This window comes from Mesorhizobium sp. (assembly GCF_041661565.1).
Classification (GTDB): Bacteria; Pseudomonadota; Alphaproteobacteria; order Rhizobiales; family Rhizobiaceae; genus Mesorhizobium.
Genome location: NZ_JBAZUD010000106.1, coordinates 1 through 18,338, shown reverse-complemented (window position 1 = coordinate 18,338; position 18,338 = coordinate 1). Strand labels below are relative to the sequence as shown.

Annotated in this window: 18 protein-coding genes; 7 read left to right on the top strand and 11 right to left on the bottom strand. The window is 64.1% G+C overall.

The features are described from left to right. From WC739_RS17970 to WC739_RS17960, 3 genes are all read right to left on the bottom strand, one after another. A partial coding sequence (locus WC739_RS17970) for a MaoC/PaaZ C-terminal domain-containing protein (RefSeq protein WP_372954374.1) occupies nt 1–199 on the bottom strand: 199 nt, incomplete at its 3' end. A 187-nt stretch (nt 200–386) separates the two neighbouring features. Further along, complete coding sequence (locus tag WC739_RS17965; protein ID WP_372954373.1) at nt 387–815, bottom strand: phasin family protein; 429 nt, start codon at nt 813–815, stop codon at nt 387–389. 106 nt (nt 816–921) lie between these two features. Next, nucleotides 922–2,217 (bottom strand): DUF445 domain-containing protein, encoded by a 1,296-nt coding sequence (locus WC739_RS17960; RefSeq protein ID WP_372954372.1) that lies wholly within the window; start codon nt 2,215–2,217, stop codon nt 922–924. Nucleotides 2,218–2,485: 268 nt separating this feature from the next. On the opposite strand from WC739_RS17960, the gene rirA reads away from it, so the two are divergent. Further along, nucleotides 2,486–2,950 (top strand): iron-responsive transcriptional regulator RirA, encoded by a 465-nt coding sequence (rirA, locus tag WC739_RS17955; protein WP_372954371.1) that lies wholly within the window; start codon nt 2,486–2,488, stop codon nt 2,948–2,950. A gap of 39 nt (nt 2,951–2,989) precedes the next feature. Here rirA and WC739_RS17950 read toward each other — a convergent pair whose 3' ends face one another. From WC739_RS17950 to hemP, 5 genes are read right to left on the bottom strand one after another with little or no spacing between them, the layout of a single operon-like run. After that, nucleotides 2,990–3,778 carry a heme ABC transporter ATP-binding protein gene (locus WC739_RS17950; RefSeq protein ID WP_372954370.1) on the bottom strand — a complete coding sequence of 263 codons (789 nt, stop codon included), beginning with the start codon at nt 3,776–3,778 and terminating at the stop codon, nt 2,990–2,992. 36 nt (nt 3,779–3,814) lie between these two features. Continuing rightward, nucleotides 3,815–4,918 (bottom strand): FecCD family ABC transporter permease, encoded by a 1,104-nt coding sequence (locus WC739_RS17945; protein ID WP_372954369.1) that lies wholly within the window; start codon nt 4,916–4,918, stop codon nt 3,815–3,817. A gap of 11 nt (nt 4,919–4,929) precedes the next feature. Further along, complete coding sequence (locus WC739_RS17940; RefSeq protein WP_372954368.1) at nt 4,930–5,838, bottom strand: hemin ABC transporter substrate-binding protein; 909 nt, start codon at nt 5,836–5,838, stop codon at nt 4,930–4,932. Between the two features lie 9 nt (nt 5,839–5,847). Further along, entirely contained in the window at nt 5,848–6,909 is a 1,062-nt protein-coding gene (locus tag WC739_RS17935; protein WP_372954367.1) for a hemin-degrading factor, read from the bottom strand. Nucleotides 6,910–6,927: 18 nt separating this feature from the next. Beyond that, the gene (hemP, locus tag WC739_RS17930) at nt 6,928–7,134 is read right to left on the bottom strand and encodes a hemin uptake protein HemP (RefSeq protein ID WP_372954366.1); all 207 of its coding nucleotides are present in this window, start codon (nt 7,132–7,134) and stop codon (nt 6,928–6,930) included. Between the two features lie 199 nt (nt 7,135–7,333). Between hemP and WC739_RS17925 the strand changes: the two genes are divergently transcribed. From WC739_RS17925 to WC739_RS17910, 4 genes are all read left to right on the top strand, one after another. Continuing rightward, nucleotides 7,334–9,523: a TonB-dependent hemoglobin/transferrin/lactoferrin family receptor gene (locus WC739_RS17925; protein ID WP_372954365.1), complete on the top strand. Its 2,190-nt coding sequence runs from the start codon at nt 7,334–7,336 to the stop codon at nt 9,521–9,523. 5 nt (nt 9,524–9,528) lie between these two features. Next, nucleotides 9,529–9,969 carry a hypothetical protein gene (locus tag WC739_RS17920; protein ID WP_372954364.1) on the top strand — a complete coding sequence of 147 codons (441 nt, stop codon included), beginning with the start codon at nt 9,529–9,531 and terminating at the stop codon, nt 9,967–9,969. 133 nt (nt 9,970–10,102) lie between these two features. Then, nucleotides 10,103–11,083 (top strand): TonB family protein, encoded by a 981-nt coding sequence (locus tag WC739_RS17915; RefSeq protein WP_372954363.1) that lies wholly within the window; start codon nt 10,103–10,105, stop codon nt 11,081–11,083. A gap of 59 nt (nt 11,084–11,142) precedes the next feature. Further along, the gene (locus tag WC739_RS17910; RefSeq protein ID WP_372954362.1) at nt 11,143–11,457 is read left to right on the top strand and encodes an antibiotic biosynthesis monooxygenase; all 315 of its coding nucleotides are present in this window, start codon (nt 11,143–11,145) and stop codon (nt 11,455–11,457) included. A 13-nt stretch (nt 11,458–11,470) separates the two neighbouring features. Here the strand turns inward: WC739_RS17910 and putA are convergent, their stop codons facing one another. Beyond that, a complete protein-coding gene (gene putA, locus WC739_RS17905; protein ID WP_372954361.1) occupies nt 11,471–15,082 on the bottom strand; it encodes a bifunctional proline dehydrogenase/L-glutamate gamma-semialdehyde dehydrogenase PutA in 3,612 nt (1,203 codons plus the stop codon). Nucleotides 15,083–15,245: 163 nt separating this feature from the next. On the opposite strand from putA, the gene WC739_RS17900 reads away from it, so the two are divergent. Beyond that, nucleotides 15,246–15,698 carry an Lrp/AsnC family transcriptional regulator gene (locus tag WC739_RS17900; protein ID WP_372954360.1) on the top strand — a complete coding sequence of 151 codons (453 nt, stop codon included), beginning with the start codon at nt 15,246–15,248 and terminating at the stop codon, nt 15,696–15,698. Between the two features lies 1 nt (nt 15,699). Here WC739_RS17900 and WC739_RS17895 read toward each other — a convergent pair whose 3' ends face one another. Together WC739_RS17895 and WC739_RS17890 are read right to left on the bottom strand one after the other, a co-directional pair. Further along, nucleotides 15,700–16,899, bottom strand: coding sequence for a cytochrome-c peroxidase (locus WC739_RS17895; protein ID WP_372954359.1), 1,200 nt, complete (start codon nt 16,897–16,899; stop codon nt 15,700–15,702). Between the two features lie 7 nt (nt 16,900–16,906). After that, nucleotides 16,907–17,356, bottom strand: coding sequence for a FixH family protein (locus WC739_RS17890; RefSeq protein ID WP_372954375.1), 450 nt, complete (start codon nt 17,354–17,356; stop codon nt 16,907–16,909). Nucleotides 17,357–17,507: 151 nt separating this feature from the next. On the opposite strand from WC739_RS17890, the gene WC739_RS17885 reads away from it, so the two are divergent. Next, nucleotides 17,508–18,338 (top strand): sugar kinase (locus WC739_RS17885; protein ID WP_372954358.1); only part of this gene is annotated, 831 nt, incomplete at its 3' end.

Sequence of the window (18,338 nt, the reverse complement as noted above, 5' to 3'; positions counted from 1 at the left end):
CGATCGTCGTGCGGAACGGACTTTGCCGCCGCGCCCTTTCAGGGTCGACATGGATCCATTGATGGTCGCCGGTGCATTCGGCGAACTGGTTGATACGGTCCTGGTCGACCGTCGTCCACTCCGACACGCCAAGCTCCTGCCCGGCCATCGTCTTCAACTCTGCGTAGGTCGGCGGCGTTTTAGGCCGTATTTCGGTCATTCATGCTATCCCGATCACTTCCCCGCCTCACGACCACGAACCGGCGGCCTCTGTCAATTCATCGTCGGGGAATCCGTTCCGCCGATTGCGGCCGGGATCCCGCCATCTTGCCGCGCGGCGGCTGGCCTGATGAAGTTCTCCCTGCCTTCGGCGCCGTCGGCAGACAAGCAGGCTCGATCAAAAGCCGCTACTTCTTCTCGTAGCCGGCGCGGATCTCCTCCATCGCTTGCTTGATACGCGAGCGCAGGATGTCAACAGACTCGGTGCCGGATTTCTTGACCAGATCAGCAACTTCGCCGGCATTCTTCAACGCCGTTTCGAAGGATTTCCTGGCAAATTCGGTCTGTTTGGCCATCAGTTCCTGCGGCGTGCCGGGCGCCTTGTAGCTTTGCGCCATGTCGGTGACCTCGCGCAGCGTGTCCTGCAGCAACTCGCGTTGCCTGGACAACAGCGAGGTCGCTCCAGCGGCACTCACTCGTGCCGCCTGCTCCAGCGCCTCAATGTTCTTGCGATGATGCGCAAGGATGGTTTCGACGTCGACTGTGGGCAGCTTCAAATCGCGGCCGAACCTGCCGAACATGTCCATGAACGAATCGGATTCCGGTTGCTTTGCCATGATAGTGGTCTCCTCCCTGTCGCCACCGAAATGGCTTTTCCCGGGAATGACAATAGCATCGAAGCGCCGCGTGTCCATTCGGGCCGGCGCAATCACAGACGGGGTGTCAGCCGGCGAGGAACAGCCGCTCGGCCACGTACAGCACGACGCCCGCAAGCCCGCCGATGATCATGCCGTTGAAGCGGATATATTGCAGGTCCCTGCCGATGTTCATCTCGATCAGGCGCGTCAGCTGGGCAAGATCCCAGCGCTTGACCTGGTCGGCGATGAATTTCGACACGCCATTCTTCTGGCTTTCGACGAAGGTGGCCAGCGCCACGACAAACCCCTGGTTCATGTCGGCCCTGATCCGCGGGTCGCCGGCGAGGTGCCGTCCGACCTCGACGAACATGTTCGCCAGGTGCGCGCGGATGATCGAATCCGAAGCCCTGGTGTCCTGCTCGATGAACTGGCCGAGGCTTGCCCACATGTCGTTCGCCAATCCCACGACCTCCGGCCTGGCCAGGAAATCGCGCTTCAGCTTCTCCGCGCGCTTGGCATACTGTTTCGATGTCCTGAGTTTCTCGATGAATGTCTGGACGAAATGGTCGAACTCGGCCCGCATCGGGTGATCGGGATCGACCCGCACCTCGTCGAGCAGCGAGCCGGCCGAGGCGATGATCTTCTTGAGCAGATAGGCGTCGGCGCGAAACAGGTTGAACAGCGACGGGAGTTCCTCGCGGATCTTCTCGCGCATCGTCGCCAGCGCCTGCTCGTCATTGAGAAACCTGCCGATCACCTTGGTGAACTCGTCGAACAGTTTCTGGTGGCGGCGATCGTCGGTGAGCGCCGACAAGAGCTCGGCGGCCAGCGGCGCCAGCGGCACCTTCTCGATCTGCTCGAGCATGCGGCTGGTGACGAAGCCGCGCAGGCTGGAATGCTCAAACGCCGCGAGCATGCGCGGCACCAGCCGCATGACGAAACGCGACAGTCCGGCGGCGCGATCAGCATCGGCCAGCCAATCGGCGACCAGCGCCGAGAAATCGACTTCGGCTAGCTTTTCGCGCACCGGTCCGGGCGCGAGGAAGTTGACCTCGATGAAACGGCCGAGATTGTCGGCGATGCGGTTCTGGTTTTCCGGGATGATGGCGGTGTGCGGGATCGGCAGCCCCAGCGGGCGCTTGAACAGCGCCACCACCGCGTACCAGTCGGCGAGGCCGCCGATGGTGGCCGCTTCGGCGAACGCCGCCACGAAACCCAGCCAGGGATGGACCGTCTCGAACGACTTCGCCAGCGCGAACACCAGCACGCAAAGCGCCAGCGCCGCCGTGGCGACGAACTTCGTCCGCCGCAATGCCGATAGCTTGGCGCTTGCGTCGGTGTCGAAGCCTAAAGGCGCCGGGGATTGGGCCGGTTGGGCCATGATACGTTGCTCCTCGTCGATCTCGGGCTATCTGGGGTTTCGCCCGATGAAATACGCGAGACGCCGGGTCTTGCCTCGCGTCTTGCCGGACCGCACGCAAAGTTGACGAGATTATTCAGCTATTGCGAGTGGCTAGTCTGGAATTGTTCCAAGGTATAGGCCATATTCCGCCAAGGCCAAGCGTGGCGAGTCCGGCACACGGACAGCCAACGCGGCGGAATTCTGGAATCTGGCGTGGTGGCACCGTGCCAGTGCCTGTGAGGACAAAATGCGGCTTACGCGCCAGACCAACTATGCGATGCGCATCCTGATGTATTGCGCGGCCAATGACGACCGTCTGAGCCGTATTCCGGAAATCGCGGCCGCCTACACGGTGTCGGAGCTTTTCCTGTTCAAGATCCTGCAGCCGCTGGTCGAGCACGGCCTTGTCCAGACCGTGCGTGGCAGGAATGGCGGCGTAAAGCTGGGCCGCGCCGCAGACTCCATCAGCCTGTTCGATGTGGTGCGTGTCACGGAAGAAAGCTTCGCTATGGCCGAATGCTTCGAGAACGATGCCGCCGAGTGCCCTCTGGTCGACAGCTGCGCACTGAATTCGGCTTTGCGCGAGGCGCTCAACGCCTTCTTCGCCGTGCTGGAGCGCTACACCATCGCCGACCTGGTCGCGGCTCGCCCGAACGTCCGCAATTTGCTCGGCATCGATATGCTGATGGATCGCCGCGCGCCTGCTGCCTGACCCCCTGATTATGACCAGGTCTGTCAGGATCGGGTGACGTTAAGCGGCGGATTGGGGCAGGACGAACGGCACATTCCCGGCCGGCAGCACGCCGACCTTCAGCCGGCAATCGAACACTTTCTCGATCAGCTCATCGCTCAGCACGTCTTGCGGCGACCCGGTGGCGGCCAGTCCGCCGCGATGCATGACAAAGATCCGGTCGGCATACATCGCCGTCAGATTGAGGTCGTGCAAGATGGCGATGACGCCGCCGCCCCTTCTGGCGAAATCGCGGGCAATGTTCATGATGATCAGCTGGTGCTTGATGTCGAGGCTTGAAACCGGCTCGTCGAGGAACAGATAGCGCGGCTTGCCGTCGAGCACCGGCGCCCAGACCTGGCACAGTACGCGCGCCAGCTGGACGCGCTGTTGCTCACCGCCGGAAAGCTCCTGGTAGAAACGCCCGGCAAAACCCTCGAGATCGACGCGCGCCAGCGCCCGTTCCGGCAGCCGCGCATCCTCGCCCGGCAGGACGCCCGAGCGGCCCCCGACAAGACCGAGCTTGACCACTTCCCGCACCGTGAACGGGAACGAAAGCGTGGTCGCCTGTGGCAGCACCGCGCGCTGGACCGCAACCTCGACCGGCTTCATCGCCTGGAGATCACGGCCATTGAGAACGACACGCCCGCCATAGGCCAGCTCCCCCGACAGCGCCTTGAGGAAAGTCGTCTTGCCCGACCCGTTGGGGCCGACGATGGCGGCGATTTCGCCCGGACGTGCATCGAAATCGACGCCGCCGACAATGCGCTTGCCCGCCAGATCAACCGAAACATCCCTCGCCTCGATCATCAAAGCCTCACAGGTCCCATTCCCACAATCCCAGGCTCACAAATCGATCACGCCGCGCTTGCGCAGCAGGATCCAGAGAAAGAACGGCGCGCCTGATATCGCCGTGACGATTCCGATCGGCAGCTCCGCCGGCGCCACGATAGTGCGCGCGACCGCATCGGCCAGCAGCAGCAGGGAGCCGCCAAGCAGTGCCGATGCCGGCAGCAGATAGCGGTTGTCGGGACCGATCAGCAGGCGCAGCAGATGCGGCACGACGATGCCGACGAAGCCGATGCCGCCGCTGACGGCGACGGATGCGCCGACCGCCGCCGAAACGCCGATGATGGCGGTATATTTCAGCCGCTGCACCGGAATGCCGAGATGACCGGCCGTCGCCTCGCCCAGCGCCAGCGCGTTGAGGCCGCGCGCCAGGAACGGCATCGCCGCCAGGGCCAGCACGATGATCGGGCCGACCGAGGCGATCTTCGGCCACGTCGCACCGCCGAGCGATCCGAGCTGCCAGAATGTCAGGTCCCGCAGCTGGCGGTCATCCGCCATGAAGATCAGGATGCCCGTCAGTGCCATGGCGAGGGCCGCCAGCGCGATACCGGCCAGCAGCATGGTGGCAACCGAGGTGCGCCCCTGCCGCGTGGCGACCTGATAGAGCACCAGCGTCGTGGCGAGCCCGCCGCAGAATGCCGCCAGGGGCAGGGCGAGAGTGCCAAGCATAGCCGTCACTGGCGCGAGGAACGTCGCGCCGAGCACGATGACGGCAACAGCCCCAAGGCTGGAACCGGCGGAAACGCCGATCAGGCCGGGGTCGGCAAGTGGATTGCGAAAAAGCCCCTGCATGACGGCGCCGGAGACCGCGAGCGCCGCGCCGACCAGCATGCCCATGACGACGCGCGGCAGACGGATGTCGTAGACGATCAACCTGTCCCGGGCGCTCAGCGTCGCGTCACCCGGAACCGTGCCAAGCAGCCAGTCGCCGATGACGTTTACGGCCGATGCATCCGATGCGCCCGACGTCAGCGACAGCAATACCGCGATGGCGAGCCCCAGGCACAGCAGCAGGATGACGAGGCGAGCCCGCCTTGAGCGGTCGCCTTCCGTCTCACTCGTCCTCACCGCTTCCCGGCCGGCGATCGATTGATCGACCATGATGCGCCCGCTCAGTCCGTAACCTGCGCGCCATAGAGCGAGACGGCGAGATCGAGGATGGCATCGGCCGTGCGCGGTCCGAAGCCAAGCAGATAGCCGCCATCGACACGGATCACCTTGCGGGCGGCACCCGCCGGGGTCGAGGAGATGGAAGGGTTGGCGAACAGTTCGTCCTCCGAAACCGGAGGGCCGGCATTGCTCATCATCAGGATCACGTCCGGTTTGGCGGTCACGATCGCCTCGTCGGACAATTGCTTGTAGCCGGAGAAACCCTCGACGGCATTGACGCCGCCGGCCAGCTTGACAATTCCGTCGGCCGCAGTCTCGCTGCCCGCCGCCAGGACCTTGCCGCCCTGCATCGACAGCACGAACAGGACGCGCTTGCGGTCCTTGATCGACGCCGTCCGCTTTTCCGCGGCGACCAGCTTGGCCTCGACTTCCGTGGCCAGCTTCTCGGCCTTGGCGTCGACGCCGAGGGCCTTGCCCACTATGCGTATCTTCTCGACGATACCGTCATTGTCGTAGCGCTCCGGCACTTCGATAAACGGGACGCTCGCCTTCTTCAGCACTTCCACGGCTTCCTTGGGGCCGCTGCCATGCAGGGCCAATATGCCCGACGGATTGACCGACAGCACACCCTCCGGCGAAAGCTGCCGCATATAGCCGACGTCGGGAAGGTTGAGCGCCGCCTTCGGGTAGGTGCTGGTCGAATCGCGTGCAACGAGATGGCCCTCCTCGCCAAGCGCATAGACGATCTCGGTGATCGACCCGCCAATGGCGACAATTTTCGAGGAATCGGTGAAAACCGAGGTGACCTCTGCAGCGGCGACCGGCGCGATCGCGGCAAAAGCAACGGAAAGGCCCAGCATCGGTCCGAGAATCGATCCACGCCAAGCCGGCAGTCTCGAGAGAAATTTCATCACACGTCCTCAGGCTGCTGTCGTGCTTGGAAGACGCGGCAGGGTTTCCGCCAGGGAACGCCAGTCACCGCGTTCACCCTCGCCTTCATGGCGCTTGCCGAAGAACTGGATGATCATCTTGCCGTCGGCGGCGTAGGCTTCGAGCGAGGTGACATGACCGTCCTTGGTAGGCTTGCGCACGGCCCAGACCTCGTGGATGTGGTCCGTCCGCAAATGCAGATGGAAAGTCTCGTCCAGCACATTGATCCACGGCCCCATCGGTTTGATGGATTTGACCGGGCCGGAATGGATCTGGATGCAGCCGCGATTGCCGACAAAGCACATGATCGGCACGGCGGCCTCGGCGGCCTGGTCGAACATGGCGCTGACCGCATCGTTGGCGACCAGCCAGGCGTAATCCTGGCCGACCATCCGCACCGCCTGGCGGCGGCCGAGCTTCATCGTCTTCAGCATGCCGAAGAACTGGTGCACGTCGGTCAGCCGGCTCCAGCGGTCACGCAGATCATCGAGATTGGCGGAAACTCCGGCGGTCTCGACCTCATCATCGGAGCCGGCGGCAACGATGTCGACCGAAGGTTCCTGGTTCGGCGATTCGAGCGTCGCCACCAGCTTTTGATAGGCATAGAGGCTGGACGCCGGCCGCAAATGCACCTTGTGAACGGCCTCGCCCGCAGCATCGAAGAATTGCAGGCTGCGGCGGATGTCCTCGCCATCGCGCTTTTCCACGGCAAAGCCGTGCGACCAGATCTTGGGAAAGATTCGGAGGTCGATCTGTTCGCCAAGCACCATGGCATTATGGTTGCCCGTGACGACCTTGTCATAGATGCCGATCTTTTCGTGCACCGCGCTTTCATTGCGGGTCAGCGCCATGACCTCGCCGACCGCTTCGAGACCGGTCAGCAAATCATTGACGCGCGGCTCGATACGCAGGACGCCGTCGCCGCAATGCGCGGCGACCAGTTCAGCTTCGGAAACGCCGAGCTGAGCCGCCAGGTCACTCTCGCGCGTTTTCGGATTCTCTGTCCGTGCCCGCCGGATTTCATGCGGGGCGGGTTTTACGCGCTGGTCCATGTCTCGTCCTGCCTTGCCTTACTTGTTGAGAATGAGCTTGCCCTGGCGGGTGATTTTCAGCCGGTAGAGGGCGCCGTGGTGTTCGATGCCGATCTCGTGCTCGCCCTGGAACAGTGTGTTGCTGGAGAGGGTCCGCACCGCCAGGGGAACCCGGTCGAAGCGGGCCGGAATGTCATCGGAACGGCGGACGCGATAGCGAAAATCATTGGGATTGTGCGTGTTCATCTGGGGTCGATCCCTTTCCTGTGCCGGGCATCTGGCTAGGCGTTGCGTAGATCCGATTCATTGTTGACTTGAATACTCATGTTTATTAGTCAGTGCAATACCGGACTGAACGAGTCAACATTTAAGACGCCGGACGTGATCAAAATGCCAGCCAGCCCCACGCCAGCCAGCATGCAAACCTAGAACTTGGAGTTGGGGCATGGGCTTGTTGAATTGGGAATGGCGCGGCCGGTCGGCGGCGAACGGTGCGGCGGCCTTGCTGGCCGGGGTGGCAACGGTCGCCCTGTCGGCAACCTTGGCCAGCGCGCAGCAGGCGACGCAGCCGGCGGGCCAGCAGATGGATGAGCAGAAGAAGCCCGATCAGGAAAAGGCCGCGCCTGATGGAGCCACGCTGCTCGACAAGATTCTCGTCATCAGCCGCACCGGTGAAACGGCGATCGAATCGCTGGCCTCGGCCAGCCATGTCGACCAGGAACAGCTTGAACGCCGTATGGCGACGACGCCGAACGAGATGCTGCTGGGCGTGCCCGGTGTCGCGGTGCAGGCCGACGCCAGGCGTGTCAGCTCCAGCATCAACATTCGCGGCTTGCAGGATTTCGGCCGCGTCGCGGTCATCGTCGATGGCGCGCGCCAGGATTTCCAGCGCTCCGACCACGGCACGCAGTCGACCTTCTATATCGATCCCGAGCTGATCAAGTCCGTCGACGTGATCCGTGGTCCGGTCGCCAACACCTATGGTTCCGGCGCCATCGGCGGCGTGGTGTTCTTCGACACCAAGGATGCCGGGGACTTCCTCAAGCCCGACGAGAGCTGGGCCGGTTCCGTCACCGGACGCTACGAGAGCAATGGCAAGGGCTGGACCACTAGCGCATCCGGCGCCTACCGCGTCAACGAGAACTGGGATGTGCTCGGAAACATCGTCTACCGCAACTACGACGACTACAAGGACGGCGGCGGCGACACGGTCCAGGGCACCGGGTTCGACGTGCTCAGCGGCCTGCTCAAGACCACGATCAGGCCAACCGAAAACAGCGAACTGAAACTAGGCTGGGTTGGCTCGAGCGACGGCTGGAGCGAGATCAGCGGCGGCGTGCCGGTCAACGACGTCGACCTGAAGTCGAACACGTTCACGGCCCGCTACAACATCACGGATGAAGACAAGAGCTGGCTCGATCTTCATATCAACACCTCCTACAACAAGACCAATCTCGACCTGACGAGCCTTGTCGCCCAGAACCGGTTCGACCCGGTAACCGGCCTTCCCGTTGTCTTGCCGGCGGGATCGCAATCGACATTCGATGTCGGCACCACCGGGATCGACATCTGGAATACATCCCGTTTCGAGACCGCCGCCATCGCGCACGAACTGACCTATGGCGGTGACTGGGTTGGCGACGACGTCGAGACCGGCGGCGCCGCCGGCGGCGACAGCTTCTACACGCCTTCGGGCAAGCGCAACGTGTCCGGCGCATATGTCCAGGACAAGCTCACCTGGGAATGGCTGGAGGTCATCGGCGGCCTGCGCTACGACAGTTACAGCCTCAAGGACGATACCAACGACATTTCTGGCGACAGGGTATCGCCGCGCATCACCGTCGGCGTCTCGCCATTCGAATCCGTCGCGCTGGCCGGCCTGCAGTTCTATGGCACCTATGCGGAAGGCTATCGCTCGCCTTCGATCACGGAGACGCTCATCAGCGGCAATCACCCGGCGGGCGTCAGCTTCCCGTTCCTGCCCAATCCAAACCTCCGGCCTGAAACCGGCAAGACCACCGAGTTCGGGGTCAACTATAAGCAAAATGACATCTTCGAGGCCGGTGACGCGTTTCGTCTCAAGGCCGCTTATTTCAACAACGATGTCGACGACTATATCGACGGCGTGACGCTTTCGCCGTTCGATCCGACCAGTGGCTGCCCGTTCGGCCCCGGCATACCGATCTGCTACCAGTATCAGAATTTCGCCAAGGCGAAGATCAACGGCTTCGAGATGGAAGGCGTCTACGATGCGGCATGGGGCTATGCCGGCCTGTCCGCCTCGATCACCAACGGCCACACCATATCGTATGAGGGCGACCGGGCTGATCTGGCCACTATCCCGTCCTCGCAGGTCACCGCCCAGCTTGGACTGCGCTTCCTCGAGGACAAGCTGACGGTCGGCGGCGAAGTGCAGTACAACGGCAAGCCCAAGGGCAACGCGGTGGCCGAGGACTATACGCTGGTCAATGCCTTCGCCAGCTACCAGGCGACGGACAATCTGAAGGTCGATTTCCGTGCCGACAATCTGTTCGACGTGAAATACGCCAACCCGTTGAACGGCAGCACCACGGTCGCGGTCTACGAGCCCGGCATCACGCTGAAGCTCGCCGCGACAATGCGTTTCGGGGGCTGACGGAAATGAGCGTGACGACATCGCTTCGTCTGCTGACCTCGGCGCTGGCGATGTCGCTTGCGGTGGCTTCCGCGCGGGCGCAAGAGCCCGCGCCGATCGCCGCGCTGAGCCTCGAACTCAACGCCGCGCAGCCTTCCGACAAGGGCTGCCGGCTGACCTTCGTGGTCAACAACGATCTCGGCGCCGACCTCTCCAAGGCGGCGTTCGAGATCGCCTTGTTCAACGAGGCGGGAATTGTCGACCGGCTGACCGTACTCGATTTCAAGGAGCTTCCGGCGGGCAAGACCAAGGTGACGCGCTTCGATCTGGCGGGCACCGAATGCGGCAAGGTCAGCCGCGTGCTGATCAACAGCGCGACGGAATGCGCCGGCACCGGCATCGAACCGAGTGCCTGCATGCACAAGCTGCGGACCGGCACCAGGACCGGCATCGCTTTCGGCCTCTGAGGTGGGACTGCATCCATCATTCGCGGCAGACTCGGTGACATGGCCGCCGGCCGGCCATGGCTGGCTGCCGCTGCTTGCGAACGAACTTGATTTGACAAGTCTGCCCGGGTCGCTGCAGGTCTCGCGGCGAGACATGCAGGATATCAACCCCCTTCCCGACGCCGGCAGCGTGCTGGCGATTGTGCCGGCCGAGGCGCCCCTTCGCGCATCGGAATGGAACCGCAAATGGACAGCGGCGGTCGTTATCTCCTGCCTGCTCCATGCAGCAGTGGCGGCGGCGTTCCTGATTTCGCCCGCCGGCAGGTCCGATTCCAGGGACGCGGCGCAATCGGAAGGCAGCAACAAGGTCGGCGACAAAGTGGCGGGCAGTTCGTTGGACAAGGATCCGGCTGCAATAAATGTCAAGCTGGTGTCGAACCCGCAACCGATCAAGCCACAGCCGGCAAGGCCTGCGAAGCCGGCACCGCCGACAGACCCTTCGCAGCCCGAGCGCAAACCCGTGAAACAACCGTCCAGGCCCTTCCAGGAAGCGGCAGGGCAGCCGGAAGCGATCAAACAGCCGGCGGCCGCGCCAGACATACTCCCGGCGGCAACCCGGCGCCATGCCGATCAGAGCGTGGCAGCGAAATCTGAACCGCCTGCACGGCCGGCCATTCAGGCTGAAAGCAGCCAAATGCCTGCCGTTCCAGATCGGCCTCCGATCCCCGGTGCCAGGCCGACTCCGGCGGCCGCGCCTTCAACGGCAGCGAATGAAAAGAGCGGCATGGCCGACGGCCAGGACCGAGTGGCGCAGGCAGACAGCAAAGGCAAGAGAGAGAAGGATGCAGGGAGTGCGGCGGAGGACAGCTACCGCGGCGACGTTATCAGAAGACTTGGCCGCGTGTATCGAGCAGTGCCGCCTTCGCTCCAAGCCACGGCGCGTAGCAACACCGTTGTCACCTTCGTTATCGGCAGACAGGGCAATATCGACGAACTGCGCGTCGTCGAAAGCTCGGGCTCGGAAACCTTCGACCAGATCGTGCTGGGTTTCGTTCGCAAGGCGGCCCCCTTCCCCCCGATCCCGCCAAAGGTTGGCGAGAGTCTGGAATTCACCGGAGCAATCGGCCCGTTCTGACGGCCAACGCTTCGCAGTTCAACCTATCGCATCACCCCACCTATTGAGAAAGGAACCCCATGTACATCGCCATGAACCGCTTCAAGGTCCTGACCGGCTCGGAGGACGATTTCGAGGCCGTCTGGAAGAACCGCGATTCCAGCCTGGCCGAAATGAAGGGCTTCCAGCAATTCCATCTGCTGCGCGGCCCTGTCAACGAGGCCGAGGGCTATACGCTATTTGCCTCGCACACGGTGTGGGCGAGCCATGACGATTTCATCGCCTGGACCAGGTCGGAGAATTTCCGCGCCGCCCACAGGAATGTCGGCACGACCAAGGTGCATTATTCCGGCCACCCTCAGTTCGAGGGTTTTTCCGTCGTCGAGGGCGCGTAGGTCCGGTCGGCCGTCAGGAGCCGGCCAGCAGGCTGGCGTTGCCGCCGGCCGCCGTGGTGTCGACGCAGACGGCCCGCTCGTGCGCGTAGGCCGCGGGGTTAAGCACCTCGCTGACCAGCGGCACGATCGGCCCACTGCGATCGGCGATGACCTTGCGAACAACCCGCAAGGCTTCCGGCGTGCCGGAAAACGCGACGACGTCGACGCGCAGCGAGCGCGCCTCGACAGGATCTGGCCGACCGTCGATGGCCGCCAAGGGCAGGCCTTTGCCGGTCAGCGCCGAGAGTGCCGCCGGCGCGCCGGGCGCGACCGCCAGCACGGCGTTGCCGGCGGCCAGCGCCTGGATCGCCTGGGCCAGCAGCGTGTCGCCGTCGGGGCCGAGGCATAGCACCCGTCCGCGTGGCGACAGCGACAGCGTATTGGCCTCGCCGGTCGGTCCGGGCAGGTCGACCTGGCCGAAATCGATGCCGGCAGCTGCCCCGATGGCTGCCGCGCCCTTGCCGCGCAGATGTTTCCTCAAGATCGCGATACGATCCGGGCGTGTCGACCAGCCGCCAAGCGTTGGATCGGGCAGATTGTCTGCAAGCTCGGTCGCCGTCACCTTGTGGCCCTCGTCGAGAGGCGTGCCGGCCTCCGGTCCCTTCCGGAACCGCCTGAGATAGTGCGGACCACCAGCCTTCGGCCCGGTGCCGGACAGACCCTCGCCGCCGAACGGCTGCGAACCGACCACGGCGCCGATCTGATTGCGGTTGACATAGATGTTGCCGGCATGGATGCCGTCGACGAAATGCTGCACGCGACCCTCGATGCGGGTATGCAGGCCAAAAGTCAGGCCATAACCTTTGCGGTTGATGGCGGCGATCACCGCGTCGATCTGGTCAGCCTCGAAGGTCGCGACATGCAGCACCGGCCCGAACACCTCGCGCTCCATCTCCTCAATGCCTTTCACCCGGAAGACATGCGGGGCGACGAAGCGGCCGTCCTTCGGCGCTTCGAGCTTGGCGATCAGCCGCCCCTGCAGGCCCATCCTGGTGCAATAGTCGCGGATCGAGTCCCTCGCCTCGTCGTCAATGACCGGTCCGACATCGGTCGAAATCCGCCAGGGATCGCCGATGCTGAGCGCTTCCATGGCGCCCTTCAGCATCTCCAGCATCTTCTTCTCGACGTCCTTCTGCACATAGAGCACGCGCAGCGCCGAGCAGCGCTGCCCGGCACTCTGGAAGGCGGAGGCAAGGATGTCGCGCACCGCCTGTTCTGGCAGCGCGGTGGAATCGACGATCATCGCGTTCAATCCGCCGGTCTCGGCGATCAGCATGGCGTCCGGCGCGGCGGTCTCCGCCAATTGCTTCTCGATCAGCTTGGCGACCTCGGTCGAGCCTGTGAAGCATACGCCTGCAATGCGCGGATCGGATGTCAGCGGTCCGCCGACAGAAGGGCCGTCGCCCGGCAAGAGCTGGATGACATCCTCCGGCACGCCTGCCTCGCGCAGCAGTTCGACGGCGCGGAAGGCGATCAGCGGTGTCTGCTCGGCGGGCTTGGCGATCACTGAATTGCCGGTGACGAGCGCCGCCGCGATCTGGCCGGCGAAGATGGCGAGCGGGAAATTCCACGGCGAAATGCAGACGATGACACCGCGGGCTTGCGTGCCGGCCTCGGCGTTGGCTGCCTCGGCGGCGTAGTAGCGCAGGAAGTCGACGGCTTCGCGAACTTCCGCCACCCCGTCGGCCAGCGATTTGCCTGCCTCGCGCGTCGCCAATGCAAAAAACTCCACGGCATTGGCCTCGTAAAGGTCGGCGGCGCGGTTGAGGATGGCGGATCGCTCGGCGACGGGCCGCTTTGCCCAGGCGGGCTGCGCCTCCACAGCGAAGCGCACGGCGGTCGCCACCTGCTTGGCAGCGGCCTCGCTGACCGTGCCGACGACTTCGGAAGGCTTGGCCGGATTGAAGATGGGGCGCTGCTTGCCGTAGCCGGCGGCCCGGGTGATCGGCTTGGCATGCCAGCGATCCGGCCCGCCAAATGCCTCCCTGGCCTTGTCGATCGCAGCTAGGGTCACCGTGTCGGAAATATCGAACCCCTTCGAGTTGCGGCGGCTTGCCCCAAAAATCTGGGAAGGGCGGGCAATCGCCGGATTGGCGGCGGGGCCCTGGCTCTCGACCGTCTCGAGTGGATCGCGCGCGATATCCTCTGGCTCGACCTCGTCGTCGGTCAACTGATGCACGAAAGAGGAGTTGGCGCCGTTTTCCAGAAGCCGGCGGACCAGGTAGGCGAGCAGGTCGGAATGCGCGCCGACAGGCGCATAGATCCGGCAGCGCGTGCCTTCGGCCTTGCGCACCGCCTCATGCAGCGCCTCCCCCATGCCGTGCAGGCGCTGGAACTCGAACGAATCGCGGTTCGACGCCATCGACAGGATGGCCGCGACCGTATGGGCGTTGTGGGTGGCGAATTGCGGGTAGATCCGATCGGTCATCGACAGAAGCTTCTTGGCGCAGGCCATGTACGACACGTCGGTGTTGGCCTTGCGGGTGAAGACGGGATAGCCGGTCAGCCCCAGGGTCTGCGCCCGCTTGATCTCGGTGTCCCAATAGGCGCCCTTGACCAGCCGCACCATGATGGTGCGGTCGTATTTCCTGGCCAGCGCGTAGAGCCAGTCGATGACGAAGGCCGCGCGTGGCCCATAGGCCTGCACGACCACGCCAAAACCATTCCAGCCGGCGAGTTCCGGGTCGGCCAGCACTCGCTCGATGACATCGAGCGACAGGTCGAGGCGATCAGCCTCCTCGGCGTCGATGTTGAGGCCCATGCGCGAATGCCTGGCTGCAACCGCCAGCGACAGCAGGCGCTCGGCCATGACAGGCAGCATCTCTTCCTTCTGCGCCACCTCGTAGCGCGGATGCAGCGCCGAGAGCTTCACCGAAATGCCGTGGTTCTGCCGGATGTCAGGGCCATTGGACCCGGCATCGAGCGAGGAAATCGCATCGGCATAGGCCTTGTGGTAGCGAAGCGCGTCGGCCTCGGTGCGGGCCGCCTCGCCAAGCATGTCGAAGGAATAGAGATAGCCCTTTTGCGTCATCGGCCGACCGCGCTTGACGGCTTCCGCGATGCTGCGGCCGAGCACGAACTGTTCGCCCATCTCGCGCATGGCGGCGGCCACCGCCTTGCGGATGACCGGCTCGCCCAGCCGCCGGACCATCGATCGCAACGTGCCCTCGATGCCGCCCTCGCCCTCGTCCAGCACACGCCCGGTCAGCATCAGTGCCCAGGTCGAGGCGTTGACGAAGATCGAGCTCGAGCCGCCGGAATGTGCCGACCAGTCATGCGGCGCGATCTTGTCGGCGATGAGGTCGTCCATCGTCTCGGTGTCGGGCACGCGCAGCAGCGCCTCCGCAAGGCACATCAGCGCCACGCCCTCCTTGGTGGAAAGCCCATAGGCCGAGAGGAAGACTTCCATCAGCCGGGGATCCGAAGAGCCGCGCACCGCCCGCACCAGATCGGCGGCCCGCGCCGAGATTGCATCGCGTTCTCTGCCCGAAAGCCCCGTCGCTTCAGCCAGCCGCGTCACGGCCTGGTCTTCGTCGGGCAGGTAATTGGCGCGGATCTGCTGGCGGATGGCATCGAGCGCTGGCATGGCGGTCCTGTGGAGCGAGCATCATGGAGTGGACCGGCGGTCGCCGGACCGAACGGCGCACGCTAGCACGGACGCCAAATCTGGGCCGGTCCAAAGAAATCGACATGACAGGTCTTTCGATCTATTATCGGCCCGCTATAGCGTCTTATGGACTGCATTTCTCATGACAGAAGACCAACTGGACCGCATCGACCGCAACATCCTGGCCGCGCTTGCAAGCGACGGCCGACTCTCCATGTCCGAGTTGGCAGCAAAGGTCGGTCTTTCCAAGACCCCGGTGCAGGCGCGGGTCAAACGGCTGGAGAAGGACGGCTATATCAGGGGCTACCAAGCGATCATCGACCGCGAGCGCATGGGTGAAGGCCATGTCGCGTTCGTCCAGGTGAAATTGTCTGATACCCGGTCCGCGGCACTCGACGCCTTCAACCGCTCCGTGCAGGCCGTGCCTGAGATCGAGCAGTGCCACATGATGGCATCGAGCTTCGACTATCTGCTGAAGGTCCGCACCAAGGACATCGCCGCCTATCGCCGGGTGCTCGGCGAGCGCATATCCGCCCTTCCCCATGTCGCCCAGACCTCGACCTTCGTGGCCATGGAGACAGTGAAGGACCGGTAGATCAGTCCGACAACGTCTTCAGGAACGCCACCAGCGCTGATCGTTCGCGGTCCGACAAGTCCAGCGGGTGAAGCTCGCTCGCCCCCTCCACACTCGGCGCCGCCTTTGCATAGTGCGCCACCACCTCGTCGAGCGAGGAAAACTGCCCGGCATGCATGTAGGGCGGGCGCGTTGCGGCACCGCGCAGCGAGGGCGTCTTGTAAGCCCGGATGAGTTGCGGCGTATCCTTGACCATGAAGCGGAGTTCGCCGCAGGCGCCGGCGTCGCCGTCGCGAAAGGCGCCGAAGCAGTTGAACGGATCGGCCAAGACCTGCGCCACCGCATCGGCCCGCCCACGATCCGGCGGCAAGCCGGCGACCGGCGGCACACCGGTATTGTGGAAGCTGTTGTCGGTGAAGCGCGGGCCGCTGTGGCAGGTGACGCAGTTGGCCTTGCCGATAAACAGTTTCAGTCCGAGGATCTCCTGCTGGGAAAAGATGGCATCGCCCTTCGGCTCGGCGCCCGTGGCAAGATCCAGTGCAAAGCGATCGAAGCGCGTCGATGCAGGCTCGATCGATCGCTCGAAGGCGGCGATGGCCTTGCCGATATTGGCAAAGACACCGTTGACGGAGTCGCGCTGCGCATCGCTCATCGCGTTCCAGGCGGCCTTCTCGGCCTCGGTGCCGAGCGGGCTGGCATCCAGCGGCATGCCCGCGAAATCGGGCAGCGGACCGAAAATGCGCTCATAGCGCTCTCCGAAACGCGCCTTCATGTAGTGCGCGTAGGCGGTGCGGTTGCCTGCCTGCTCAAGCGGGTTTTCGAGCGGCGTCAGCGCTTGCGCCCACAGGCTGTCGCGGCGGCCGTCCCAGAAAAACCAGGGGTCTCGCGCCACGCCGGCCAGTGCCATGGTGCGCCGGTTGGTACGGCCAACGCCGACGGCCTGCGGCAGGTCGTCCTGGAACTGCCGGTCGATCTTGTGGCAGGTCGAGCACGACACAGTGCCGTCACGGCTCATGCCCAGGTCGAAGAACAGCGTCGAGCCAAGCGCGGCAGCGGCCGGCACGTCGGCAAAGCGATTGGTGGTGTCTGGCTTCAGCGCCGGCAGCGTGTTCAAGGCCAGCGACGCGATGGTCTTCTTGTCGGAGTCGGAAAAATCCGGCTTGCCGCAACCGGCGGGAATGGCGAGCAGCATCAGCGCCAGAAGGCACGATAGGCGCTTCATCGGCCGCTCACAGCACCACGTTGAACAGCACCGTGTCGGACCCCGCCGTGGCGGAGATGGCGAAGTGCAGCTGCCACCAGCCGCTCATCGTGAACTTGACCCCCTCGATACGGTAGCGACCATCGCCGAGATAGTCGGTCGCCTGCGGGCTGGTCGGCAGGCCGTGATTGTGCTGCGGCATGCCACCGGAGATCGCGATCGCGGCGCCTTCCACCGGAGCCCCGGCCTTGGTTTTCAAGGTCAGCCGCCAGGATTGCAGTTCCCCCTGGCGCACCACGCCACGCTCCGGCTCCAGGCTTGCCACGAACAGCCCATTGTCGGTGTTCTTCGTGCGCGAGACATCGGGACCGGCGGGCTGCGACGAACGCGGTGCCGTCATATAAACGACCGCGAGGATGCCAGCCAGCAAGGCAGCCAGACCGAGACCCGCCAGAAGATAACGCCATAATGATGCCAAACCGGTTCCTCTTCTGCGGTCAACGTTGCGCTGGGCGGATCGCATCCCGCCAGCCTGTGGGAAAACGTCGTGGCTGAAAAAAGGCTGCTTGCCAACCATGGCGCTGCCAGCTCCAAAAAGCTACAGCACCGAAGTCATTGGAGGACAGCGAATGGCGGGAAGCGGCGTCGCCTCGATCGGGGAATGCATGCTCGAACTGTCGGGCCAGACGGGCCCGGACTGGCGCATGGGGTTTGCAGGCGACACGTTCAACATGCTGTGGGCGCTGCACGCCTTGAGCAGCGATCGGCCGGCAACCTATGTCTCGGCCTTCGGCGACGACCCGTTCTCGAAACGCCAGATCGCCTTCCTCGCCGAAAACGGAATCGGCATCGGCTCCAGCCCTGTCATATCGGGCGCACGGCCAGGCCTTTACGCCATCACGCTGACCGGTGCCGAACGGTCCTTCACCTATTGGCGCGCAGATGCCGCAGCCAGGCAGCTCGCATCCGACCCGGCCGCATTGTCGAAAAGCCTGGAAAATCAGGCTCTTGTCTATTTTAGCGGAATCACTTTGGCAATTCTGGACGATGCCGCGCGCAAGACGTTGCTGACTGCCGTTTCCAAGGCTCGGGCGGCGGGCTCGCTCGTCGCCTTCGATCCCAACTATCGGCCGCGGCTCTGGACGAGGCGCGAGGAGGCGCAAGGGGCAACCGTCGACGCACTCGCCGTTACGGACATCGCGTTGCCCACTTTCCCGGACGAGCAGATGCTCTTCGGCGATGCCACGCCGCAAGCAACGGTTGACCGGCTGGGTCAATTGGTCGGCGAGGTCGTCGTCAAGAATGGCGAGCAACCGGCACTCATCGCCGAACATGGGACCGTGCACGAAGTCCCCGCGATCCATGTCGCGGCGCCTGTCGATACGACCGGCGCTGGCGATTCTTTCAATGGCGCATATCTGGCCGCACGCCTTGCCGGCCACAATCCGGCCGAGTCCGCC